This is a genomic window from Clostridium sp. BJN0001 (genome assembly GCF_022869825.1).
Classification (GTDB): Bacteria; Bacillota; Clostridia; order Clostridiales; family Clostridiaceae; genus Clostridium.
Genome location: NZ_CP094971.1, coordinates 408,051 through 427,997, shown reverse-complemented (window position 1 = coordinate 427,997; position 19,947 = coordinate 408,051). Strand labels below are relative to the sequence as shown.

14 protein-coding genes and 2 pseudogenes are annotated in these 19,947 nt (G+C 28.1%); 2 read left to right on the top strand and 14 right to left on the bottom strand.

Annotated features, from left to right (window positions below; translation table 11 throughout):
* Positions 1-13: 13 nt before the first annotated feature.
* From MTX53_RS02100 to MTX53_RS02060, 9 genes and pseudogenes are all read right to left on the bottom strand, one after another.
* Positions 14-2,317, bottom strand: coding sequence for a cadherin-like beta sandwich domain-containing protein (locus MTX53_RS02100; RefSeq protein ID WP_244834540.1), 2,304 nt, complete (start codon positions 2,315-2,317; stop codon positions 14-16).
* Between the two features lie 255 nt (positions 2,318-2,572).
* A pseudogene (locus tag MTX53_RS02095) lies at positions 2,573-2,692 on the bottom strand (cell wall-binding protein); the annotation flags it as partial.
* Positions 2,693-2,938: 246 nt separating this feature from the next.
* Positions 2,939-3,136, bottom strand: a pseudogene (locus MTX53_RS02090) (transglutaminase-like domain-containing protein); the annotation flags it as partial.
* Positions 3,137-3,558: 422 nt separating this feature from the next.
* Positions 3,559-5,394: an NAD-dependent epimerase/dehydratase family protein gene (locus tag MTX53_RS02085; RefSeq protein ID WP_244834539.1), complete on the bottom strand. Its 1,836-nt coding sequence runs from the start codon at positions 5,392-5,394 to the stop codon at positions 3,559-3,561.
* A gap of 33 nt (positions 5,395-5,427) precedes the next feature.
* Positions 5,428-6,429 (bottom strand): endo alpha-1,4 polygalactosaminidase, encoded by a 1,002-nt coding sequence (locus MTX53_RS02080; RefSeq protein ID WP_244834537.1) that lies wholly within the window; start codon positions 6,427-6,429, stop codon positions 5,428-5,430.
* 181 nt (positions 6,430-6,610) lie between these two features.
* Positions 6,611-7,966, bottom strand: a complete 1,356-nt coding sequence (locus MTX53_RS02075; protein WP_244834535.1) for a hypothetical protein — start codon at positions 7,964-7,966, stop codon at positions 6,611-6,613.
* A gap of 22 nt (positions 7,967-7,988) precedes the next feature.
* The gene (locus tag MTX53_RS02070) at positions 7,989-8,216 is read right to left on the bottom strand and encodes an acyl carrier protein (RefSeq protein ID WP_244834533.1); all 228 of its coding nucleotides are present in this window, start codon (positions 8,214-8,216) and stop codon (positions 7,989-7,991) included.
* Positions 8,217-8,231: 15 nt separating this feature from the next.
* Positions 8,232-9,743, bottom strand: a complete 1,512-nt coding sequence (locus MTX53_RS02065) for an amino acid adenylation domain-containing protein (RefSeq protein WP_244834532.1) — start codon at positions 9,741-9,743, stop codon at positions 8,232-8,234.
* Between the two features lie 25 nt (positions 9,744-9,768).
* Positions 9,769-11,361 carry an MBOAT family O-acyltransferase gene (locus tag MTX53_RS02060; protein WP_244834531.1) on the bottom strand — a complete coding sequence of 531 codons (1,593 nt, stop codon included), beginning with the start codon at positions 11,359-11,361 and terminating at the stop codon, positions 9,769-9,771.
* A 257-nt stretch (positions 11,362-11,618) separates the two neighbouring features.
* Here MTX53_RS02060 and MTX53_RS02055 point away from each other — a divergent pair, with 257 nt between their 5' ends.
* Entirely contained in the window at positions 11,619-12,578 is a 960-nt protein-coding gene (locus tag MTX53_RS02055; protein WP_244834530.1) for a transposase, read from the top strand.
* 98 nt (positions 12,579-12,676) lie between these two features.
* On the opposite strand, the gene MTX53_RS02050 is transcribed toward MTX53_RS02055, so the two are convergent.
* The 4 genes from MTX53_RS02050 to MTX53_RS02035 all read right to left on the bottom strand — a co-directional run bounded on the left by MTX53_RS02050 (position 12,677) and on the right by MTX53_RS02035 (position 17,881).
* Positions 12,677-13,504: an N-acetylmuramoyl-L-alanine amidase gene (locus tag MTX53_RS02050; RefSeq protein ID WP_244834529.1), complete on the bottom strand. Its 828-nt coding sequence runs from the start codon at positions 13,502-13,504 to the stop codon at positions 12,677-12,679.
* A gap of 2 nt (positions 13,505-13,506) precedes the next feature.
* Entirely contained in the window at positions 13,507-15,015 is a 1,509-nt protein-coding gene (locus tag MTX53_RS02045; RefSeq protein WP_244834528.1) for a YARHG domain-containing protein, read from the bottom strand.
* Positions 15,016-15,028: 13 nt separating this feature from the next.
* Complete coding sequence (locus MTX53_RS02040) at positions 15,029-15,892, bottom strand: zinc ribbon domain-containing protein (RefSeq protein WP_244834527.1); 864 nt, start codon at positions 15,890-15,892, stop codon at positions 15,029-15,031.
* A gap of 720 nt (positions 15,893-16,612) precedes the next feature.
* The gene (locus MTX53_RS02035; RefSeq protein ID WP_244833941.1) at positions 16,613-17,881 is read right to left on the bottom strand and encodes an IS4 family transposase; all 1,269 of its coding nucleotides are present in this window, start codon (positions 17,879-17,881) and stop codon (positions 16,613-16,615) included.
* A gap of 677 nt (positions 17,882-18,558) precedes the next feature.
* Between MTX53_RS02035 and MTX53_RS02030 the strand changes: the two genes are divergently transcribed.
* Positions 18,559-18,999 (top strand): hypothetical protein, encoded by a 441-nt coding sequence (locus MTX53_RS02030; RefSeq protein WP_244834526.1) that lies wholly within the window; start codon positions 18,559-18,561, stop codon positions 18,997-18,999.
* A gap of 77 nt (positions 19,000-19,076) precedes the next feature.
* Here MTX53_RS02030 and MTX53_RS02025 read toward each other — a convergent pair whose 3' ends face one another.
* The gene (locus tag MTX53_RS02025) at positions 19,077-19,940 is read right to left on the bottom strand and encodes a glycosyltransferase family 2 protein (RefSeq protein WP_244834525.1); all 864 of its coding nucleotides are present in this window, start codon (positions 19,938-19,940) and stop codon (positions 19,077-19,079) included.
* Positions 19,941-19,947: the final 7 nt, after the last annotated feature.

Here is a 19,947-nt window from a genome sequence, read left to right as displayed (position 1 = left end):
TCCCTCCAATTAATTATAAGTTGTTAAAATCTATCCATCTACCATCAACAAAATGCATTCCTTTATACATCATTCCATTACTGTCAAAATAATACTGCTTACCATTTATCCACTGATATCCTATTACTGAAGCTCCGTTTTCTCCTAAATAGCGCCAGCTTGTCCCAGTATACATCCAGCCATATGCCATAGTTCCATCAGATTTTAAATAATAGTAATTCTTATCATAATAAAGCCAGCCTATCTGCATTTCACCTTTTGAATTGAAGTAGTACCAATATCCTTTGTAATATATCCAACCAGATGTTTTAATCTGTCCATATTCATTGAAATAGTGCCATTTTCCATCATATGCTCCCCATGAGTTTGTCTTAGCTGAGCCATCTCCTTGTAGATAATACCAGTATCCTTTGTAATATAGCCAGCCTGTCATCATAATTCCATTTTCATTGAAATAGTACCATCTTTTTCCTATATACTGCCATCCTGTCTGCATATATCCATTTATATCCATATAGTACCACTTATTATTATAATGTACCCAGTCGTTTTTAACTAGAACACCTGCTGTGTTGTAATATGTCATATTGTCGCCGTCAACAACCCAGTCATCGTGTCCTGTTACATCTCCTCTTATGATGCTTAATCTATATTTTGTTGTAGATGTAGAATCTTCTCCAGTAACTTCTACTGTCACAAGATTTGGACCAAGCTCAAGATTTATATAATTAGACTGCTGTCCACTTTCATAAGTTTTATCACCTATTTTAATTGTTGATTTTGTATTCTGAGTTGTAAACTTAACTCTTACCTTACTGACAGCACGTCCAACTTTTACTTTATACATATATGTGTATGGATCAAAGCTTGGAGATAATGTACCATCTGTAACAGTAAGTGATGATAAATTAACGTTATCCTCAGGATACTGTCTTGTAACTACTATTGTGTAAGTAGAATATGAACCTTTACTGTCTGTAACTGCTACTGTTATAATGTTTGCTCCTTCTTCAAGTTCAATAAATGGAGTAGGATTTGCGCTTTGAACTTCTTCCCCATTTACTTCTACAGTAGAAGTTTCAAATTCAGTTGTAGGAGTAACCTGAATTCTATCTGTATTATTATCTACAAGTGCTGTATAGTCATAAATTCCAGGATTAAATTCTGGCGAAAGTTCTCCAGAGCTTAAACTTAAGTCAGATAACCTGCTGCTTCTTTCAGTTTCTGCTCTTATAACAGTAATTACATAAGTTTCAGAATCACCATCTTCAGTTTTTAATGAAACATATATATCATTAGAACCTTCTTTTAATTTAATATCACGGCTCTTTGATCCACTTGGAACATTTACACTATTTACACTTATTGATGAGCTGTTATCAACAGCTGTAGGCGTAATCGCAATCTTTGAAACTTCAGGTCCAACATTTACAGTATAATCTGTAACTGAAGGATTAAATTCAGGATTAATTTCACCGTCTGAAAGTTCAAGAGACTGTAATAATGCTTTTCCTTTTTTATGAAGTATTAATGTATACTTTTTACTTATACCATTACTTGTAATAGAAATTACAAATTCATTGTCTCCACCACTAAGAGGTACAACATTGTTGTTTTCGCCATTTATTTCTACACCATCTTTAATAGTATCACCTGAATCATCAAGTAATTCTATTTTTGCAGACTTCATATTATCAGAAACATTTGCAACATATTCACCATATTTATTCTTATCGTTTGCATAATCTAAGCTAATCTGTTCATTTGCATTTTCATCGTTTGATATTAAGATTTTGCTAAATTGAAGTGATGCATCTACATCAAATCTCATCTTTACAGAATATGTATATGGACCATTTCCGCTATCATCATCAAGAACGACTTTCATTATAAATGTACTGTAATTAGTTATATCAGTAGCCTGAAAGTTTTTAGTTCCTGCAGCTCTAAATGTAACATTTGCACTATCAGTAGTTATGCTTTTTATTGTATAGCCAACTTTTGGCTTTACTATTATAGGAAGATTTCCTACTGGTATATATTCTGCAACATACTGTCCGCCAACTTTATCTACTATCTTTATCTCTTCATCATTTCCAAGAGATACAGTAAATTTATCAATAAGACTTTCATCTTTTTCTGATGTATCTGTGTCATCTAAAGTAGATTCTGATGAAGTACCTGTAGTGTCTCCTGTGCCTTCAGAATCTGCTGCTTTTACACTTACAGTATTTCCAAATTGAACAAGTGAAAATACAACTGCTAAAGATAAAAAACTCGACACAACTCTTTTCAATTTAACATTTTTAAATTTCATTTAATATTCTCCTCCAAGTCTATCAGTATTTTCTGCTTCTAGATATCACAACACTTTTTTTGCTAATCTATAAGTATTATCGTTAGATATACTAACTTCTTTATCTGTATATAATACCAATTTATGAAGATATTATGGTACTTTTTTGCCAATATAGTGTAAACTAATCAGTTTATTTGGTAAAAAAAGCAAAAATTATAAAGTTAGTTTTCCATCTGAATCTAACTTATTAACTCCAATATAACAATCATGTACCATTTCTCCACTATCGTTTAAATAGTACCATACCTTATCTATACTTACCCAGCCTGTCTGCATTAGGCCATTAGAATTGAAATAATACCATTTTTCATTTATCTTATTCCATCCAGTAGCATTTTCTCCAATACCAAGCTTAAATTTCCATGATGTTCCTTCTTTATACCACTGTCCAATATTTTTCCCATAACACTCTTGGCACGCAGGATATTCATTTTCATCAAAACTGAAACCATATTTTTTTAAAGTATTATCATCTTTTAATAAAAAAGCCTCGTTTCCAAAATTAGAATCATCATTTGTGACATCCATATGATACCAAGATCCATCTAATTTCACTAAATTCCATACATGAGCTGTTCCATTAAGATCTCCTGATATAGCCTTATTTTCTATGCCTGCCATATCTAGTAATTTACAAGCTAACATTGTATAACCCTGACATGCTGTTTTTCTTGTAGTAATAGCTGTAAAGGCATTGTTAGATTCAGCAGTTTCATCATATGAAAAAGTATCTACCATAAATTTATTTATAGCTTTAATCTTCTCATAATCAGTCATATTTTCAGTTACTATTTCTTTATATATCCTTTGAACTTCTCTATCAACAAGGTTTTCCTGCTCCTTTGTTGTTCTGTATTCAATAGTTGCATATACCAAAAAACCAAACTGTCTACATTCAAGATATTTAAGATTAAGCTTTGTATATCCATCACGCTTCGAAATTTCTTTTAAATAATCAAGAGGAGATCCACCTGTATATCTAAAATCAAAGCTCGTATCCTCATTTGTTAAATAATTGAAAACTCGATTGTCCTCTCTCTCATCTGCACAAACGGATACTGACGATGTAACAAAACAAGCTGCTGCAATAAAGCTAATAAAAACTTTATTCAAAAATTTTTTCTTCATTTTTTACCCACCTCATATAGATATTTTACTATTTCCCCTTTTTTTCTATTATAAATGAAAATAAGAATTTTTTAAACATTAATTGACGTCTTTACTCCATTACTTAAAAGTCTTTTTACAACATTTTCTGCTTCATTATGTTTAGTATTCGTAAGAAACACAAAAAAACTTCCATCATCATCTATTCCAACACAATCTATAACTCTTGTAAGTTTTATAATCTTTTCATAATCTTTTCTATCTGCTTTTAAAATTACAAAATTACCACTCTTATTTTTACGAATCTCATCAAAATACTTAGGTGTAAGTATCTCAGTATCCTTAACATACTTCTCGTCTTCAATAGCTTTTTCATACAGATATGCTTTAGATAATGCACTTGTTATCAAATATGATACAACCTTAAATAAATTAACTTTATATAAATCAAGCTCATTAAAGTCAATATCTCCTATACTTATAAGCGCAATTACCTCTCCCTTAATTAATATAGGCGACATCATCACAGGTATATTTCTGCCCATATTTTTATTTATAAATATAGCTTTATCTTCTATGCATTTTCTTATATCTTCATGCTCATCAAGATTTATTGATTTATTTATACTACTAAAATATACATCAGATTGTGAGATAAGCCTTAGATATTTCTGACCTTCTTGTACAATATATATACACGCTTCTTTTACCTTCATAATATTACATATTACTTCTATAGATTTGTCCAATATAATATCAGGACTTAAAAGATTAAGCTTTTCTGTAACTTCATAAATTTTTGTAAAGCTATCTTCATTATTAATAATCTGATTTGCAAGTTTTCTCTTTTCCTTCTTATTTTCTTCAAAGATTGAGATTAAAAACTCAAATTCATTCTTTTGACTTTTTATTTCATTTTCAAGTTCCATTATTCTTTGAGTTTTTGAATCAGTAATATAACCAAGCGTAAATCCAGTAAACAAATATGAAATAATTACAATAAACATATCAGCATTATATATAAGCATAATAGGTATTTCACCATTATTAAGTTCAGAGATTATACATAAAACAGATGAAAATGCAGCAGAAATTACTGAATGTTTTGTCCCATATACTATTGAAAATACGACTATATATATAAGACTTAATTCAAACGTAATATTTATCCCATTTTTAACTAAATATAAATTTATTAAATATAAAATTATAAAAGAAAGTATATTTTCAAAATACGGAATAATAAACTTAAACTTAGGTTTGCTCTTTTTCTTTTTAACTTTTAAAGCTTTTATAATATTTCTATTTTCTTTATTCCATAGATCATTTTCCTTTAATCCATCTTCTAAGCTGTACTTCTTTTTCCAGCCTATCTTCTTTAAGTCTTCACATTCTACCATAATATTATCTTTTGAAAGAGAAGTATCATTAATTAAACGATAAATTGCATCTGATACATCTTTTACATAAATATAACCATCTCTTACATTTTGAAAAATTCCATAAGTTCCATTGATTTTTAGAATCTTAACTATCATATTTTCGCAGTTAAAACTTTTAAGATATGAGAAAGCAGCTTCATGATCTGCCTTTAAGCTAATATCCTCATTTTCTGAAGGTACATATAAAGATATGAATTTTTTAACTCCTGATTTTTTAGCTAAATATAATGCATTTTTTAATCCATATAGTTTATTTCCCGTAGCTTGTGCAAGATATATTACACATTCAAACCTATTGCTGTCAAAAACATATTCTATTTTTTTATCACAGACATCAACCTTATAAATCTTATGCTTAAATTTATAATTCGTTACTTTATTAGAAGTCAAATTATCTAAAACATAAATTTGAACGCCTTCTTTATCCAGCCTTTCTGCTATACTGACTCCATTTAGACCGTATCCTCCTATTATGAGAATTTTCATTTCTATTTCCTCACCAACCTTATTTCTTATTATTTATTCAAAATAATAATATGCATCAACTACGTCAAGATATACACCATCAAATCCAGAATCTATTATTTTTGATACATATGAATCATCATTTCCATACAAAATATGATGCCATCTACTATCCCAATAATTAATTATGTAATTGTCACTCCAGTTTTTATTTTCATATAAAATCCATGAAGGTTTAGAATTATCATTTTTCCAATCATTATCAAAATAATATCTATATCCTTCTGATTCACCAATACTCATATAACTTAATACAAGCCTTTTTCCTCCATTTTTTTTAGTTTTAAGTTCCTCTATTTCATCTTTTGAAAAAGTTACTACTTTACTATTAAAAAAACAGTCAATAACTATAACATCATAATTTGTCTTTTTAAGAGCACGTAAAAATTTATTTTTATTTTTATAATTATCTGGATTTACTACATAAAGAAAGTTTTTTGCATCATTAAGAGTATTTATATCATTACTATTTTCATCATTAACTTTTTCAGGAATTGTATTTAAATCAAACGACTCTGCTGCAAAAGATACATACCCATATTTTTTACAATTATCCTGTGCTTTTTTTATATTATTTCCCGAGCAATAATCTATCGAAAAAACAGGTTTATTGTTATTTTTGAATAAATTAAGTTTTGTTATCATTGCATTTTGTGCATTCTGATCCGTAATTGTATCATAACCATCAATACCAAAAAAAGTATCTTCTCTTCCTACAGCATCAATACTTCCCATATACTTTATGTCATAGGAAGGATCATTTAAAAGAATATCTTCTGTATTTTGTGATATAACTTCAAAATCAGGATTTTTTTCTTTTGCATATGCACTTATTCCTTCAACGAGCTCCATCATTTTTTCTCTGTAATTTATGTTATCATCTTCTACAGCATCTGAAAAATTTCTGCTTTCCATTCTTTCATATGCTTTAGTAACTGAGATTGTCACAATAATCACAAGAAGTATTACATTAAAAATTAAAGCTATCTTTCTCAAAAGATTTCCCCCAAATTTCTTATCTTAAATTTTGGATACCATTCTCAAATAATAAAACTAATATATAAATCATACAACAAATGTAAAATAATAACCATAAGATATGTTCTAAAATCACAAAAGGTCATACTTTTTAAAGTTCATAAAAAGTACAACCTTCTTTCTTTATATACTTATTATTTTAAAATTCTTGCTCATAATAACATGAATAATCCCTATTAGAGCCTTTTTCTCTTGCATTTACTCTAATTTTATAATCTTTAAAATTAGGTTTATCTATAGTTAAATCTGTGTTCTCTGAATAATCACTAAGCACTTTTTCTTCCGAATCATCTAAATCTGTCAATACAAATTGATACTCTGGCGAAACCTTTGGTCCATGAAATGAATCTGCCTTTAATAATATCTTGTTTCCATCTTCTTTTTTAGCATCAAACCATGTATTATTTATATAATCTATTGAATTAAAATAATCATCAGGTGTTTCAAACAAATTATCAACATCTTCGCCACAACTTTTTTTATTTAAAAAGTCTGCAAAAAAGTCACTAAATTTTTTTGCACCTTTACCATTTAAATGAAATCTGTCATGAAAATCTGAAATATCTGTCTTAAAAATATCAGATTTTACAAGATTAAAATTATAGTATGGAACATCTTCTTCTTTAGCTATATCACTAATCTTCTGATTAAAATCGAAATAATTTTTTTCTTTAAAGATTTCATAAACTGGAATAGGAAACTGAACAAGCATAAGATTGCAATTATTTTCTCTGCAAAGAGCTGCAATCTTCTTAAAATACTCGATATTTTCAGGTTTTATATCATCTACACCTGTTTCTAAACTTTCCATTTTGCCAAGCTTATTACTATCTAGCCTATTAAAAGATTTACTTGGATCTATATCTATAAATCCTTTTTTCATATATTTAGAGCCTGTATCTTTTCCATCTATATTTCCGTAATGTGGATAATCTCTATACTTAACTGTGAGCTTACTTTTAATATTTCCAATTAGATCTGACACTTTATTACAATGATATTTTGTCCATAAAAAATATCTGCTTAAAAATGAATTATTCTGCTCTGATGAAGCAACATAATATTCAAGTTTATTTAATGATGGCTTCATATTTAAATAAACTCCACCGTAATATTTTTCAGATTCAGCACTACATGTATAGTTATTCCAATCTGTGCTTAAAGCAATAGTTTGTGGCTTATGATACTTAAAAAGCTCTTTTAAAGAGTAATATGTTCCAATATAAATCTGTCCATCAAACGCATAATCTAATGTGTTTTTCTGAAGTTTTTCATCCATTATATCTGTATTAATGCCCCTTGTAGTATATGAAGAGCCTGCAAAAACAACATCTGGATTTTCATTCATACAATACATATCCTTCATGTTACTTCTCTCATAAATTCCTCTAGGACATAATAAGAAAATTAAAGCCTCATTTATAAGAATTAAAACTACAATAAATATAATAGCTTTAGTCCACTTACCTTTAAGAATATTTTTTGGAAAACTCATTAATTTAGCCTCCTTAAAACGCTTAGTCTTCCTTTAATCTTTCAATCATTTTAAGCATTGCATCTGCACTATTAAAGTTCTCTGGCATTATTTCATTTGCTGGTATTTCTATATCATAATTTTCATCAATTGCATTTACTATCTGAATAATATCAAATGATTCTAATATTTCGTCCTCAATTAAAGTTTTGCAATTTTCAAAATCAACATCGTCTCTTATTTCTTCTAATAATTCAATTAACTCTTCCATATTTATTATCTCCTTTTATTTAAATAATTCTTCTTTTAATTTCTTTCTATCAATTTTGCCATTCATATTAAGAGGAATCCTCTTTAAATTTTCATATCTATTTGGAACCATATAGTGTGGCAGCTTATTTTTCATATACTCATGAATATCTTTGGATTCTATATTTCCTGTAAACACAGCAACTATCTTATCCTCTTTTTCATCATAAAGACAGCAACCAGTATTTATCCCATCTATTGAGTTAAGTGCATTTTCAATCTCGCCAAGCTCTATCCTATTTCCCATATGTTTTATCTGGAAATCTTTCCTTGATACATACATAAATTCATCTCTTTCATTAAGGTAGACAAGATCTCCTGTTTTATAGACTATTTCAGGATAGCTATTATTTAATGGGTTTTGAACAAAAGCTTCTTTTGTTTTCTCAGGATTATTATAATATCCACATGCTAAAAATGAACCCCTTATATAAAGCTCTCCAACAGCGCCTTTTTCTGTTACTTCTTTTAATTTATCATCTATTATAAACGCATCTACATTATCACATGCTCTTCCAATTGGAACTGCCTCATCATTTTTTATTTCTCTATCAACTATGTAATATATACCTATATCAGTAATTTCAGTAGGTCCAAAAAGATTAGCATAAAGAGCATCTTTAATATTCTTTCTCCATCTGTTTAGACATTTTGCAGGCATTGTCTCTCCTGCAAATAAAATTCTCTTTAAATCTGGAAGCGGTCCCTCTTCAAGTGCTCCAAAGTTTGAAACAATAGAGAGTGCTGAAGGAACCCAGTAAATTGTATTTACCATATTTTCTTTTAAAGTCTGAAGAAGTTTTACAGGAAATGAAAACATCATTTTAGGAATAACATAAAGTGATGCACCACTTAAAATAGTTGAATAAATATCGAAAACAGACATACTAAAGTAAAATGGTGTCTGGTTTCCAAATACAGTTTTTTCATCTATATTAAATGTTTTAGTAGCCCATAAGGCATAATCAATTACAGATCTATGACAGACTACAACTCCTTTAGGAACTCCAGTTGAGCCACTTGTAAATAGTACATATATAGGATCTGTATCGATCATTTTATTTCTAACAGATAAAAGCTTATCTTCTTGACATGGTATACTTACTATTTCATCATAAGAAAGTTTTATTGTGTCTACATCTATCTTATCTAGATTTTTTTCAGTAGTTTTATCATAAATAATTGCTCCCGGCTTTAATGTACTAACTATCTTATTAATACGTTCAAGCGGCATTTTTGAATCAAGTGAAACATAAAAACCACCAGAATATAAAGCTCCCATAAATGCACATATATTCTTAGGACCTTTTTTCATATATACAAATATAGGCTTTTTATGACCTATTTTATTTAAAATAACACTTCCTATATTTTTTGCATAACATTTAAGATCGGTATATGTTATTTTTGTGTTTTTGTCAAAGAAAGCTACCTTTTCACCAAACTTCTTTTCTGTCTTTTCAAGATAGCATAAAATGCTCTTCTCCACTATTTTTTCCTTCTTTCGTGCAAAGCTAAAATTGTGCGTACATAAATCCACCTGAGGAATCTTTTGAAGCATATGCAAGAGCTACAGTTATAAATATAAAACCATAAAGCACAGCCCATCTAAATACAAGATTCTGCTCTGATAGAAATATTCTTATTTTTATATTATTTTCCTGCATAACGCTTACTGTAAATAGAATAAGTGTTGCAAAAAGTAAGATAATAAAATCAATCTTATTAAGTCCGAGACTTAAAATAGTTCCATTTAAGATTTGACCTAAATTGAATTTAGTTATTGTTATATACATCATGTTAAATGATGCTCTAATGCTATTTCCTCGATCAAAATACCAACCAATATTTACAATAAAGAACGTTCTAAGTATCATAAATAATTTATATGAAAAACATTTTGTATTAACTTTTGTAAATTTCTTTAATTTCTCATAAATCGGTTCTAAAACTGCACTTGATGCAATAATTAAACCATTATATAATCCCCATGCAACATAATGCCAATATGGTCCATGCCATATTCCTACAACTAAAAACACAACTATATTTGCAAAACCAACTGTTGGAATTTTAGCGACATTTTTTCCGAAACGCTTCTTAGTCACACGCCCAATCTTTGAAATTGTCTTTGTAAGAGCAAGTGGATAAAATATGTAATCTCTCATCCATGTTCCGAGAGTAATGTGCCATCTTCTCCAAAATTCTGCAAGCGACACTGAAAAATACGGTCTTTTAAAATTCTTAGACATTTTTATTCCAAAAAGTTCTGCAATTCCAATAGCCATATCAATTCCACCAGAGAAATCAGCATATTGTTGTAGTGAATAAAATAGTATTCCAAATACAATTATAGCTCCACCATAATCGTTATAATTGTCAAAGACTTTGTTGACAACTAAAATTGCTCTGTCTGCAATAACTATCTTTTTAAATAGTCCCCACAATATAAGCTGAAGCGCATATTCTACTCTTGTAATATCAAATTTCTTTTCCTTATAAAGATCGGATGCAATCTTATCAAACCTGTTTATTGGTCCTTCTATAACTTGAGGAAAAAATGAAACAAAAAGTGCAAATTTAAATAAATTTGTCTCTGCACTATATTTTCCATTATAAACGTCTATAAGATATCCCATAGACTGAAATGTGTAAAACGATATTCCAAGAGGAAGCATAAGACCTAAAGATAGTGGCTTTATATAATTTCCAGATGTAATACTCATAAGTGATGCTATATTTATCATTAAGAAATTGAAATATTTTAAAAATGCTAAAATACCAAAATTAAATAATAAAATGCACCAGAAAACTTTTCTCTGCCTGCTTTTTGCTATCTTTTTTATATTCTTTTTTTCCTGCTTATCTTCTGTAATTTTTAAATTGGCTTTCTTCTTTTCACTTATTTTAGTGATTAATAATGCTCCATACCATGTTGTAAGTGTGGTTAATAATATGTATATTGAAGTTTTTACTCCCGCATAAAGATAAAAAACATAACTTCCAATAAGTAATATTACCCATTGATATTTCTTTTTAGGCATAAAATAATATACTGCTAATAAAATGCATAAAAATCCCCAAAATCCAGCTTGTAAAAATGACATAAATGCACTTCCTATCAATTTGTTTCTTTTTTGAAAATTTATTGTACCGACAATATAATATAATTTTGAAATCAATAAGTCAATGTAATAGAAGTATGTTTACAGTAAATTAACTATTCTTAATATTTATGTAATATATCTTATTTTTTTCTACCTACTCCATTTTTTTAATAACGTGTTGGTAAAATAAATTTTGTTATAAAAAATCATTAATCCGTCAATAATCATAAATATAAATTTACTTAAGGAGCTGTACCATGTTAAAAACAGATTTAGATTTTAAAAAATTCAATAACTTAAAAAGAAATCTTCTAAAAATATATATTTATAGAAGTAAAAATGTGAGTACTTACTACTGCTGTCCATTTTGTAATTCAATACATTTTATTAGATATGGTAAATATAATGGAATTCAACGATACATATGTAAAGAATGTAAAAAAACATTTTCTAATACTACAAATTCTGCTTGGAAATATCTTAAAAAAGAACCCGAGAAATGGATTCAATTCATTGAACTTACATTAGAGGGGAAAACTTTAAAAAGATGTTCTGAAATATTAAGTATGTCCATTACTACTGCATTTTATTGGAGACATAAATTTTTTCATGCAATTGAAAAAACTTATAAAATAAAAGCACTTGAAAATAGTGCTGAAATCTGTGTATATATGACAAATAAATGTTATAAAGGTAGCAGAAATAAACATTATACTGTCGAAGAAAAAGAATCTAATAGAATTACTAGAAGGTATCGACTTCCCCATGGAATAGATGTCCTCATGGTTAAAGAAGATAAGAAAATATGCTTTGTAAGAAGAACAGAACCAAGTGAAAGTAATAGTGAAAATTTTGAAAATAATATTCTTAATATAGCAGATAAAAATTGTTATATGAAACTTTATAGGACTAATAGATGGGATCTAACACAAAGTATAAAACATTTTAACGCTAAAGTTAACAAAAAAATAAGGAAAAAATATGAAAGCAAATCTAATATAAATAGTGAATGCAGAAATTTTATAGCATTCTTAAATATGTGGAAGAAGAAATTCAGAGGAATTGCCACAAAATATATTAATCATTATTATAACTTCTTTTCTCTAGTTTATGCTGAGGAGGAATTTGACTACATAGATTTATTTTCTGAAATTTTAAAAAATGGATTGTATATATCAATAAATAATATGAGATTGACTCATGCTGAAAATTATTAATTCAGACATAAAGTCAATCTCATACTAATTTTAATATTTTATCTTACCAACATTTATTAAAAAAAATAGAATAGGTTATAAAATTACTTATGCAAAACTTAAGCAAAACATTTAATTATTCCATCGCATAATCCTTTAGCAAGCTTATTCTGATAATTATCTGTGCTTAAGAGTTTATCTTCTGTTGTATTTGACATAAATCCCATTTCTATGAGAACTACTGGCACTTTTGACCAATTAAATCCAGTCATATCGTTTCTTTTTACTACTCCTCTATTATGCATTCCTACTTCTGAAACAACTGTATTAAGAATTGTTTCACCATATCTATTGCTTAATGATGCAGCATTCTTTACATATCCAATTTCATCAGGTACTAACATTGATGCCCCTGAAGCCTTGGAATTTGTAGAAGAATCACAATGTATTCTTATTTCAAGAGCAGCATTGTTTTTGTTTCCAACTTCAGCTCTTTCTATATTTCCCGGAGCCTCTTTTTCAGTATTTTTAGTCATAACAACAGTCATTCCATTTTGCTCAAGAAGATTTTTCAACTTTAGAGCTACTTTTAAGTTAACTCTATATTCTGGAGTTCCTGTAGTATTCCCTTGAGCTCCTCCAGGATCTTTTATTTTCATTTTATTTGAATCTGGAGACTGCTTTTCCATTCCTTTGTTTCCGTTAACTCCATGTCCTGGATCTATAACTATTACTCTTTTAGAAGGATTATTCTTCTCAGACTTCTTGTCATTTTCTTCTTTTTTAGGCTCCTCAGTAGAGGGTTTCGGATTATCCTCATTAATATTTGCAACTGTAGTTTCTTCACTGCTTGACTGAGTTTCAGTAGTATCTTCTTGTTTCTGATTACACCCAATCATCATAAATGCAAACATAACTGTCATTAAAAAAGCAATTACTCTTTTCATTACTATTTTTTCTCCCATTCAAGTATAAGTTTATAATTTGCTATTTCACGATCATTAAGTTCAGAATCTGTTCCCTTAAAATCAGGATTTGGAAAATACCATGATTTAGCTTCAAAATAGTCCTTGTACTGTTTTTCATTAAATACGTAACCATGTCTTGCAAAAATCTCATTTCGTGCAAGAGCAAGTTCTTCCTTATTTAAATCTTTTAAATCATTGTCAGTTAAATAGATATAATCACTATATGGCAATATATAGTCATTTTTAAAGTTCTCTTTAACATCTTCATTAACTGATTGAGAAGAACTTACTTTACTTGCACGCCCTCCATTTTCATTTATTTTATACCATGTAGTAGTTTCCTTAAATGTAATTGTACTTAATACTAAAGATTTAATTTCATATAGTCCATCATTGTCACAGTCTTGAATTTCAGCTTTATCTTGTGAAAAGACAGTTCCTTTCCAGACAAGAGAATTATTCTCAGAAGGTGCAAATACAGATACCCCTGTTTTATCTCTTTCTTCTGTTTCAAAAGAAATATATACTCCTTTCTTATCTTTTGCATAATCGTAAACACCCTCAATTTTTCCGTCTAAATGTGCATTATCTATTACATTTGTATAATCTAATGTATACTTACCATTACTATACTTATAAAGAATAATTTTAAGTTTGCCATTTGAATTTTTAACTTGAATTATTTGATCATAATCATCATCAAATTTATCAAATACTATATTTCTATCATCTAAAAGTTCAATTTTGCTGTTTACTTTATTACACCCTGTAGCTTTTATTGCTGCATTAATCATTATGTCCTCATAATTTTGATTTTCTCTAAAATCACCATCAAGATTTTTTATATTTTCAAATTCTTTTAATGCATCCTGATACTGATTATTTTTGCAAAGCAAATCAATCTTTCTATTTTCAAGCTTAACAGCTATTTTTTTATAATCATCTGTTTCAAGAACACTTTTTACACTGTCAAGTGTCTCTAAAGCAGCATTTACATCTCCATCAGATCCATCAAGTAATGCTTCTTCTAAAATATCCTTTGATTTCTCATTTTTCAAAAGCTTTACTGCCTTTGAAGCATAATCAATCTTCTGCTCAACTGTGTTAAGCTTATCTAGTGCCTTATATTCATAATAAGTTCCTCTTATTTTATCTTGAAAAATAAATCCTACAACAATTATTAAAACAATTATAAATGAAAAAATTCCAAATAATATTAATGGTTTTTTACTTTTTTTATTACTTTTATGAATATCAGAAGAAGGCATATCATCAAAATCCTCTTCATCATCAAAATCTCTAATTTCAGTATCCTCATACTCTTGTTTCATAGTATCATCGTACTCTTGTTTTGCAGTATCCTCATATACTTGTTTTGCAGCATCTTCATACTCTTTTTTTGCAGTATCCTGTTCAACTTTAGCTCCGCATTTAGCGCAGAATTTAGCATTTTCACGGAGAGGACTTCCACATTTTTTACAATATTTCATACCTTACTCCCCTTTAAAATGCATATCCAAAATCTTGTATTAGCTCATAAAAAGATGCTAATGCAGAATTAATATACTTAATATATACAATACCTATTATAATTGCAAATACTATAAATATTATAGCCATTACGAATAATAACTTGTCCTTATCTAAATCAGATGCATCTTCTAAATATTTGTACATTGATACAAATGATAGAGAATATCCAAAAGCAATCATTATAAATCCGATAATAATGCTTAAAGGTGTAACTAAACAAGAAATACATTCAAAAATTATTAAAGGAATATAAGAAATTGATGATATAAAAACTATATTATTAATACTTATATTATTTTTTAATAAAGTAGCATTTATTAATGCAAGTATTACTGCTGTTATAATTATTGTTCCTGCCATAAGAAAAATTCCATTAATAAAAAGACCTTTCTTATCAATATTCGAATCTAACATTTGTTTTAATCTTAAACTTACTTGACCTGTTTGTAATTCAGTAATTGCATCTAGCGCCTCATTTTGACTAATAATTCCTGCTTTTGCTAATATAGATGGAAACTTGCAGAAAGAACTTACAAGTGAGCTAACAACCAATGAGCCATGAATAAAATTAAGCAATCCACTTAATATTGCAATAATAATTATTGAAAATACTGAAATTGATATTGAATCTTTATTTTTGTACTTTCCAAATGCTGAAAGAGGTTTTGAGAAATATAGCTTAAAGAATTTAGTAATATTATTTTGAGCATAATTTTGATTAAACGGTCTACTATTATTAAAGCTACCGCTACCACTGTCTTCTAATGGTGTCCCACAGTTTTCACAAAATAAGTCCCCTTCCTTAATTTTGCTTCCACAATTTTTACAAAACATTTTATTTTCCCCCTAATTTTTTAGTTTTTACATTGTTTTTCATAGTTAACAGCATTATTTTAATATTTAAATTAAGTAAATGATATTACATGTATTTTTTTATAATACTGCCAATTTAGTGAAACTGGTCTAAGTATATTATAATTTTTTTATACTTATTTTACAAATCATATGTTTATTATCTAAAAAATCCATCAAAATAAATTTATATCATATTTATAGCAAAACCATATTATCTATTACATTAAAAAATCTCAATTTTTGCATATATAAAAATTGAGACAGAAAAATCAAAAATATTCTTTAAAAACTTCCCTAATATATTATAAAAAATCAAATATAGAAAAATAAAACTATTGAGTTTTAAAAATTAGAAGCTCAATAGCTTTATTTCCTATACTCTTTTTTAGGAAAGATATAGGTTGATTGCCTTTGCACCAGAGCAATTTAAAAAAATTCTGGTAGTTTGATTAGCTTACGCAAAAAATAATCATTTATATATCTTCTGCAGAAACTTCTCCTGTTAAAAACTGCAGCGTTAGGTAATATGTATAAATTAGGCGAGTGGCCAATGTCGTCAACTTAGTAGATTAAGCTATGCAAAAATAAATTGAAAGAAATCATTTTTGATGTCTATTTTAATTTATCTTAAAAAATGGTACACTAAATAAATCCACTGGATAAAGTGAATTTTAAATATGTATTTATTTATATTTAATATTAAAAACAGGATTTAATATTATGATGGTGCTTTTTTCTTGGATGTTTGTTTTTGCGCTCACAAGATCGGTTGCAACGTATTTGTGAGCGTATTTTTATAGCTTTTTCAAGTATTAATTCTAACAGCTTATTTCTTAATCTAGATTTAACTAATAAAGCTATAATTCGTTTGAATACCTGTCCCAAAATAAAATTCCTATTTGATTGATATATTGAATTTAAATCTTTATCCTTATTATCATTTGATATCGCAGCATCGGCATCTTTTTTTATAAGAGCTGCAATCATCGATAAATAAATAGAAACGTAAAAATCTTGCTTTATGGCAATTGGCTTAGTACCTGAAAATTCTTCGATTTTAAGACTGCATTTTAATTCTTTATATTTAGATTCAACGCCCCATCTTAAGAAATAGAGTTCTTTGAATTTTAAAGGCGTAATAGTATCATCATAGATGTTAGTCACTAAAGTTTCTGTCACCTCATCTGACAGCTTAACTTTTACTACTCTTATTTTTTTTATTTCACCTTTAACTTTATATTTTAAAATAAAGTCAGGGGAATCTATTGATTGTGCAAGTTTAAAAGATGTTGATACTCGCATTAAAAATAGTAATTTCTTGGAATTTAAATAATCAAACATATCATATGAAGGATAGCCTCTATCAAAAATAACAATGCTTTTTCGAGGACAGAATTTATCTCCTATTGACTCTATATGTTGTTTTGCAATATGTCTTTCACTTGTCTTATATTTAGTAATTCTAGCATCTACAATAATGTCATTTAATACATCATATAAGGCTGACGCCGTCGCAATAGCAGTTCTTGTCTTATTTTGATTACTGCTTAATCCAAAATATTCACCACATTCTTTTGTATCTGGCACTTGTAGACTAGTTCCATCTACAGCTAGAATATTAAAACCATTCCAAGTGTTTAAATTTTTATTTATACTATAAAATTTATCAACAAAAAGTCTGCATAATTCATTAAAGGCTTCTGGTGATATATTTTGTCTTGCCTTAGAAAATGCTTGTTTTGTTATTGACGGAAATTTTAAACATTTATGATCTTCAATAAAATTATCAATTTCAGAAGAGATGGATTTTCGCAATGCGGAGCAAATAAAATGAACCGTATTTGAAAAGGATAGTTTTCTATTCCTTGAGAATGAGTTACCTAAGCTGTATGCTTCTTTGTACTCACTTGAAGTAATTAAATCGTTTGTTTCTTTTAAAATTAAAGATAATAATCTAGTATTTTTCATAATGTAAAACCTCGCTATAAATTTATTTCTCTATAGCGAGGCTGCAAAATTTTCCACTATTGTCAAGTGTTTTTTTTATTAAATTATCATTTTCTCTTAAGTTGACGACATTGGGCGAGTGGCAGCCATAGAGCCTTTAAATGAATAGTCACGGTGGTATTTTGGCACTTTTTTTAAGTGGGTAAAGCTGAGTAAAAATATTAACACTAAAACATCAAGGACAAAATATTGATGGTAAAACTCAGTGCCTTAGAAGGCGTAATGACAGGAGTGTTTACGGGGGTACTTATGCAGTAAACCAGATAAAAAAAATAATTACTTTACCTTAAGTTACATAATTTTTTTATGTAGCTTAGGTAAGGTAATTATATCCTAAAATAGCTTATCAGTTCCCAGATAATACTCTTTTTGGACTGAATGTTGACATAAAATCAATATACGTCCTAAAATATAATTATGAAATTTTTACATAATTATAGAAAGATGTGATAATATGCCTAATATATTTGATGGATTAAACAAACTGGATGATGAAACGTTAAGATATGAAATAGCTTCATTAAAAGTAATAAATTAGAATAACTATACCCTTTGCAGCATATTCAACTGCCACATCAATTTTAGCAGTTATTACTGGACCTTTTGGATGGATTGCTCTTGCAGGAATTGAAGGATTGATGCTATACAAAAATAACAAAAAACTTATCTATAAATTATTAGCACAAATCGTATGGCTGAGCGTAGAAACATATGGCAGAAAATTCACTCCATCATATGAAGAACTTCCAAGCTACCTCCCAGATAAAGAAAGAGATACTGCAGACAAAAATTCAATTAATTTTTTAAATGTTATTAAATATGTTGTTAAAAATTTTCAATATCGTGATTTGAGCATAATTGAAAGTCGCCTAAAAGAATTAAAAGACTCAAAAGATCCATACGCACTTAGAAGTAATCGAGGCAAAATGAGTGATGGGCAGAGAGTTCATATTGCATTCTCAACTAAAGCAGGATTTCCATGCAGAATATTTTATAAAGCCTTAAAAAAGCATGATGATAATAAAAGAATAGAAATTACTGAAATACAAAAACATAATTATTCTAGATATGGCAAATAAATTTTTAAATAATTTTACCTTAATCTACATATTTGTATTATGTAGATTAAGGTAATTATATTTTTATATAAAAAACACTATCTTCTCTTTGAAAAATGCTGTCCAATAAACTTAGCTATAAATCGTGTTGCAAAATCAGGAATAAGTCTTAAAAGAACTCTTATATTTCTTTCCTCAGCTGCCCTTTTAAAAACATATCTTGCTAAATCAAATCCACTTTCGTTACTCTTAAAATTTAAGAAATATGGATTATCTTTAAAAAATATTCCTGTATCATAATATCTCTTAAAAAGCTGCCTAAATGTAAAGTTGTGCGAATGATATACGATAGAGTCTGAACAGTATTTGATTTTATATCCTGCATTTATAAGTTTGTATGCAAAATACATATCCTCGTTAGTTGTCATATTCTTTCCATCATATGCATTAAGCTTTCTATAAATTTCAGTCTTAACAGCAGAAGATGCGTCAGAATAGAAAAATGTCCTTATCTGATACTTTTCTATATCATCTTTAGATACAATTCTCGATTCATTAGGATAATTTCTTTCTCTTGTATATTTCTCAATTCCATTATCAATCCCAACTTGACGACTGAAACTTGCCTGACATTCACCAGATATAATAGGCGAAATCAAATTTTTTAGCCAAAATTCATCTTTAATTTTAATGTCCTGGGAAATAAAAACCAAAATATCGCCAGAAATTTTCTTAGACATCATTTCACGTGTTCTACTATGAGAAAATTCTGATGGCTCTATCTCCACATAAAAAGCTCCAATATCATCTAAAATATCTTTTGTTTTATCCTGACTTTTAGTTAAAACATACTTTATCTCAAGCTCTGCGTTCTCTAATAAATTCTGATTTAAAATGGATTTATTCAATTTTCTTAGGTAGTTTTGCCCATTGTGGAGTGGGCAGATTATTGAAATTTTCATATTTATT

What these genes read in the sequence shown, in the direction of transcription:
- MTX53_RS02050 (WP_244834529.1), bottom strand. Translation starts at nt 13,504, where the DNA reads ATGAAAAGAGTAATTGCTTTTTTAATGACAGTTATGTTTGCATTTATG.
- MTX53_RS02060 (WP_244834531.1), bottom strand. Translation starts at nt 11,361, where the DNA reads ATGTCATTTTTACAAGCTGGATTTTGGGGATTTTTATGCATTTTATTA.
- MTX53_RS02040 (WP_244834527.1), bottom strand. Translation starts at nt 15,892, where the DNA reads ATGTTTTGTAAAAATTGTGGAAGCAAAATTAAGGAAGGGGACTTATTT.
- MTX53_RS02055 (WP_244834530.1), top strand. Translation starts at nt 11,619, where the DNA reads ATGTTAAAAACAGATTTAGATTTTAAAAAATTCAATAACTTAAAAAGA.
- MTX53_RS02030 (WP_244834526.1), top strand. Translation starts at nt 18,559, where the DNA reads ATGCTATACAAAAATAACAAAAAACTTATCTATAAATTATTAGCACAA.
- MTX53_RS02075 (WP_244834535.1), bottom strand. Translation starts at nt 7,966, where the DNA reads ATGAGTTTTCCAAAAAATATTCTTAAAGGTAAGTGGACTAAAGCTATT.
- MTX53_RS02045 (WP_244834528.1), bottom strand. Translation starts at nt 15,015, where the DNA reads ATGAAATATTGTAAAAAATGTGGAAGTCCTCTCCGTGAAAATGCTAAA.
- MTX53_RS02100 (WP_244834540.1), bottom strand. Translation starts at nt 2,317, where the DNA reads ATGAAATTTAAAAATGTTAAATTGAAAAGAGTTGTGTCGAGTTTTTTA.
- MTX53_RS02025 (WP_244834525.1), bottom strand. Translation starts at nt 19,940, where the DNA reads ATGAAAATTTCAATAATCTGCCCACTCCACAATGGGCAAAACTACCTA.
- MTX53_RS02085 (WP_244834539.1), bottom strand. Translation starts at nt 5,394, where the DNA reads ATGAAAATTCTCATAATAGGAGGATACGGTCTAAATGGAGTCAGTATA.
- MTX53_RS02070 (WP_244834533.1), bottom strand. Translation starts at nt 8,216, where the DNA reads ATGGAAGAGTTAATTGAATTATTAGAAGAAATAAGAGACGATGTTGAT.
- MTX53_RS02035 (WP_244833941.1), bottom strand. Translation starts at nt 17,881, where the DNA reads ATGAAAAATACTAGATTATTATCTTTAATTTTAAAAGAAACAAACGAT.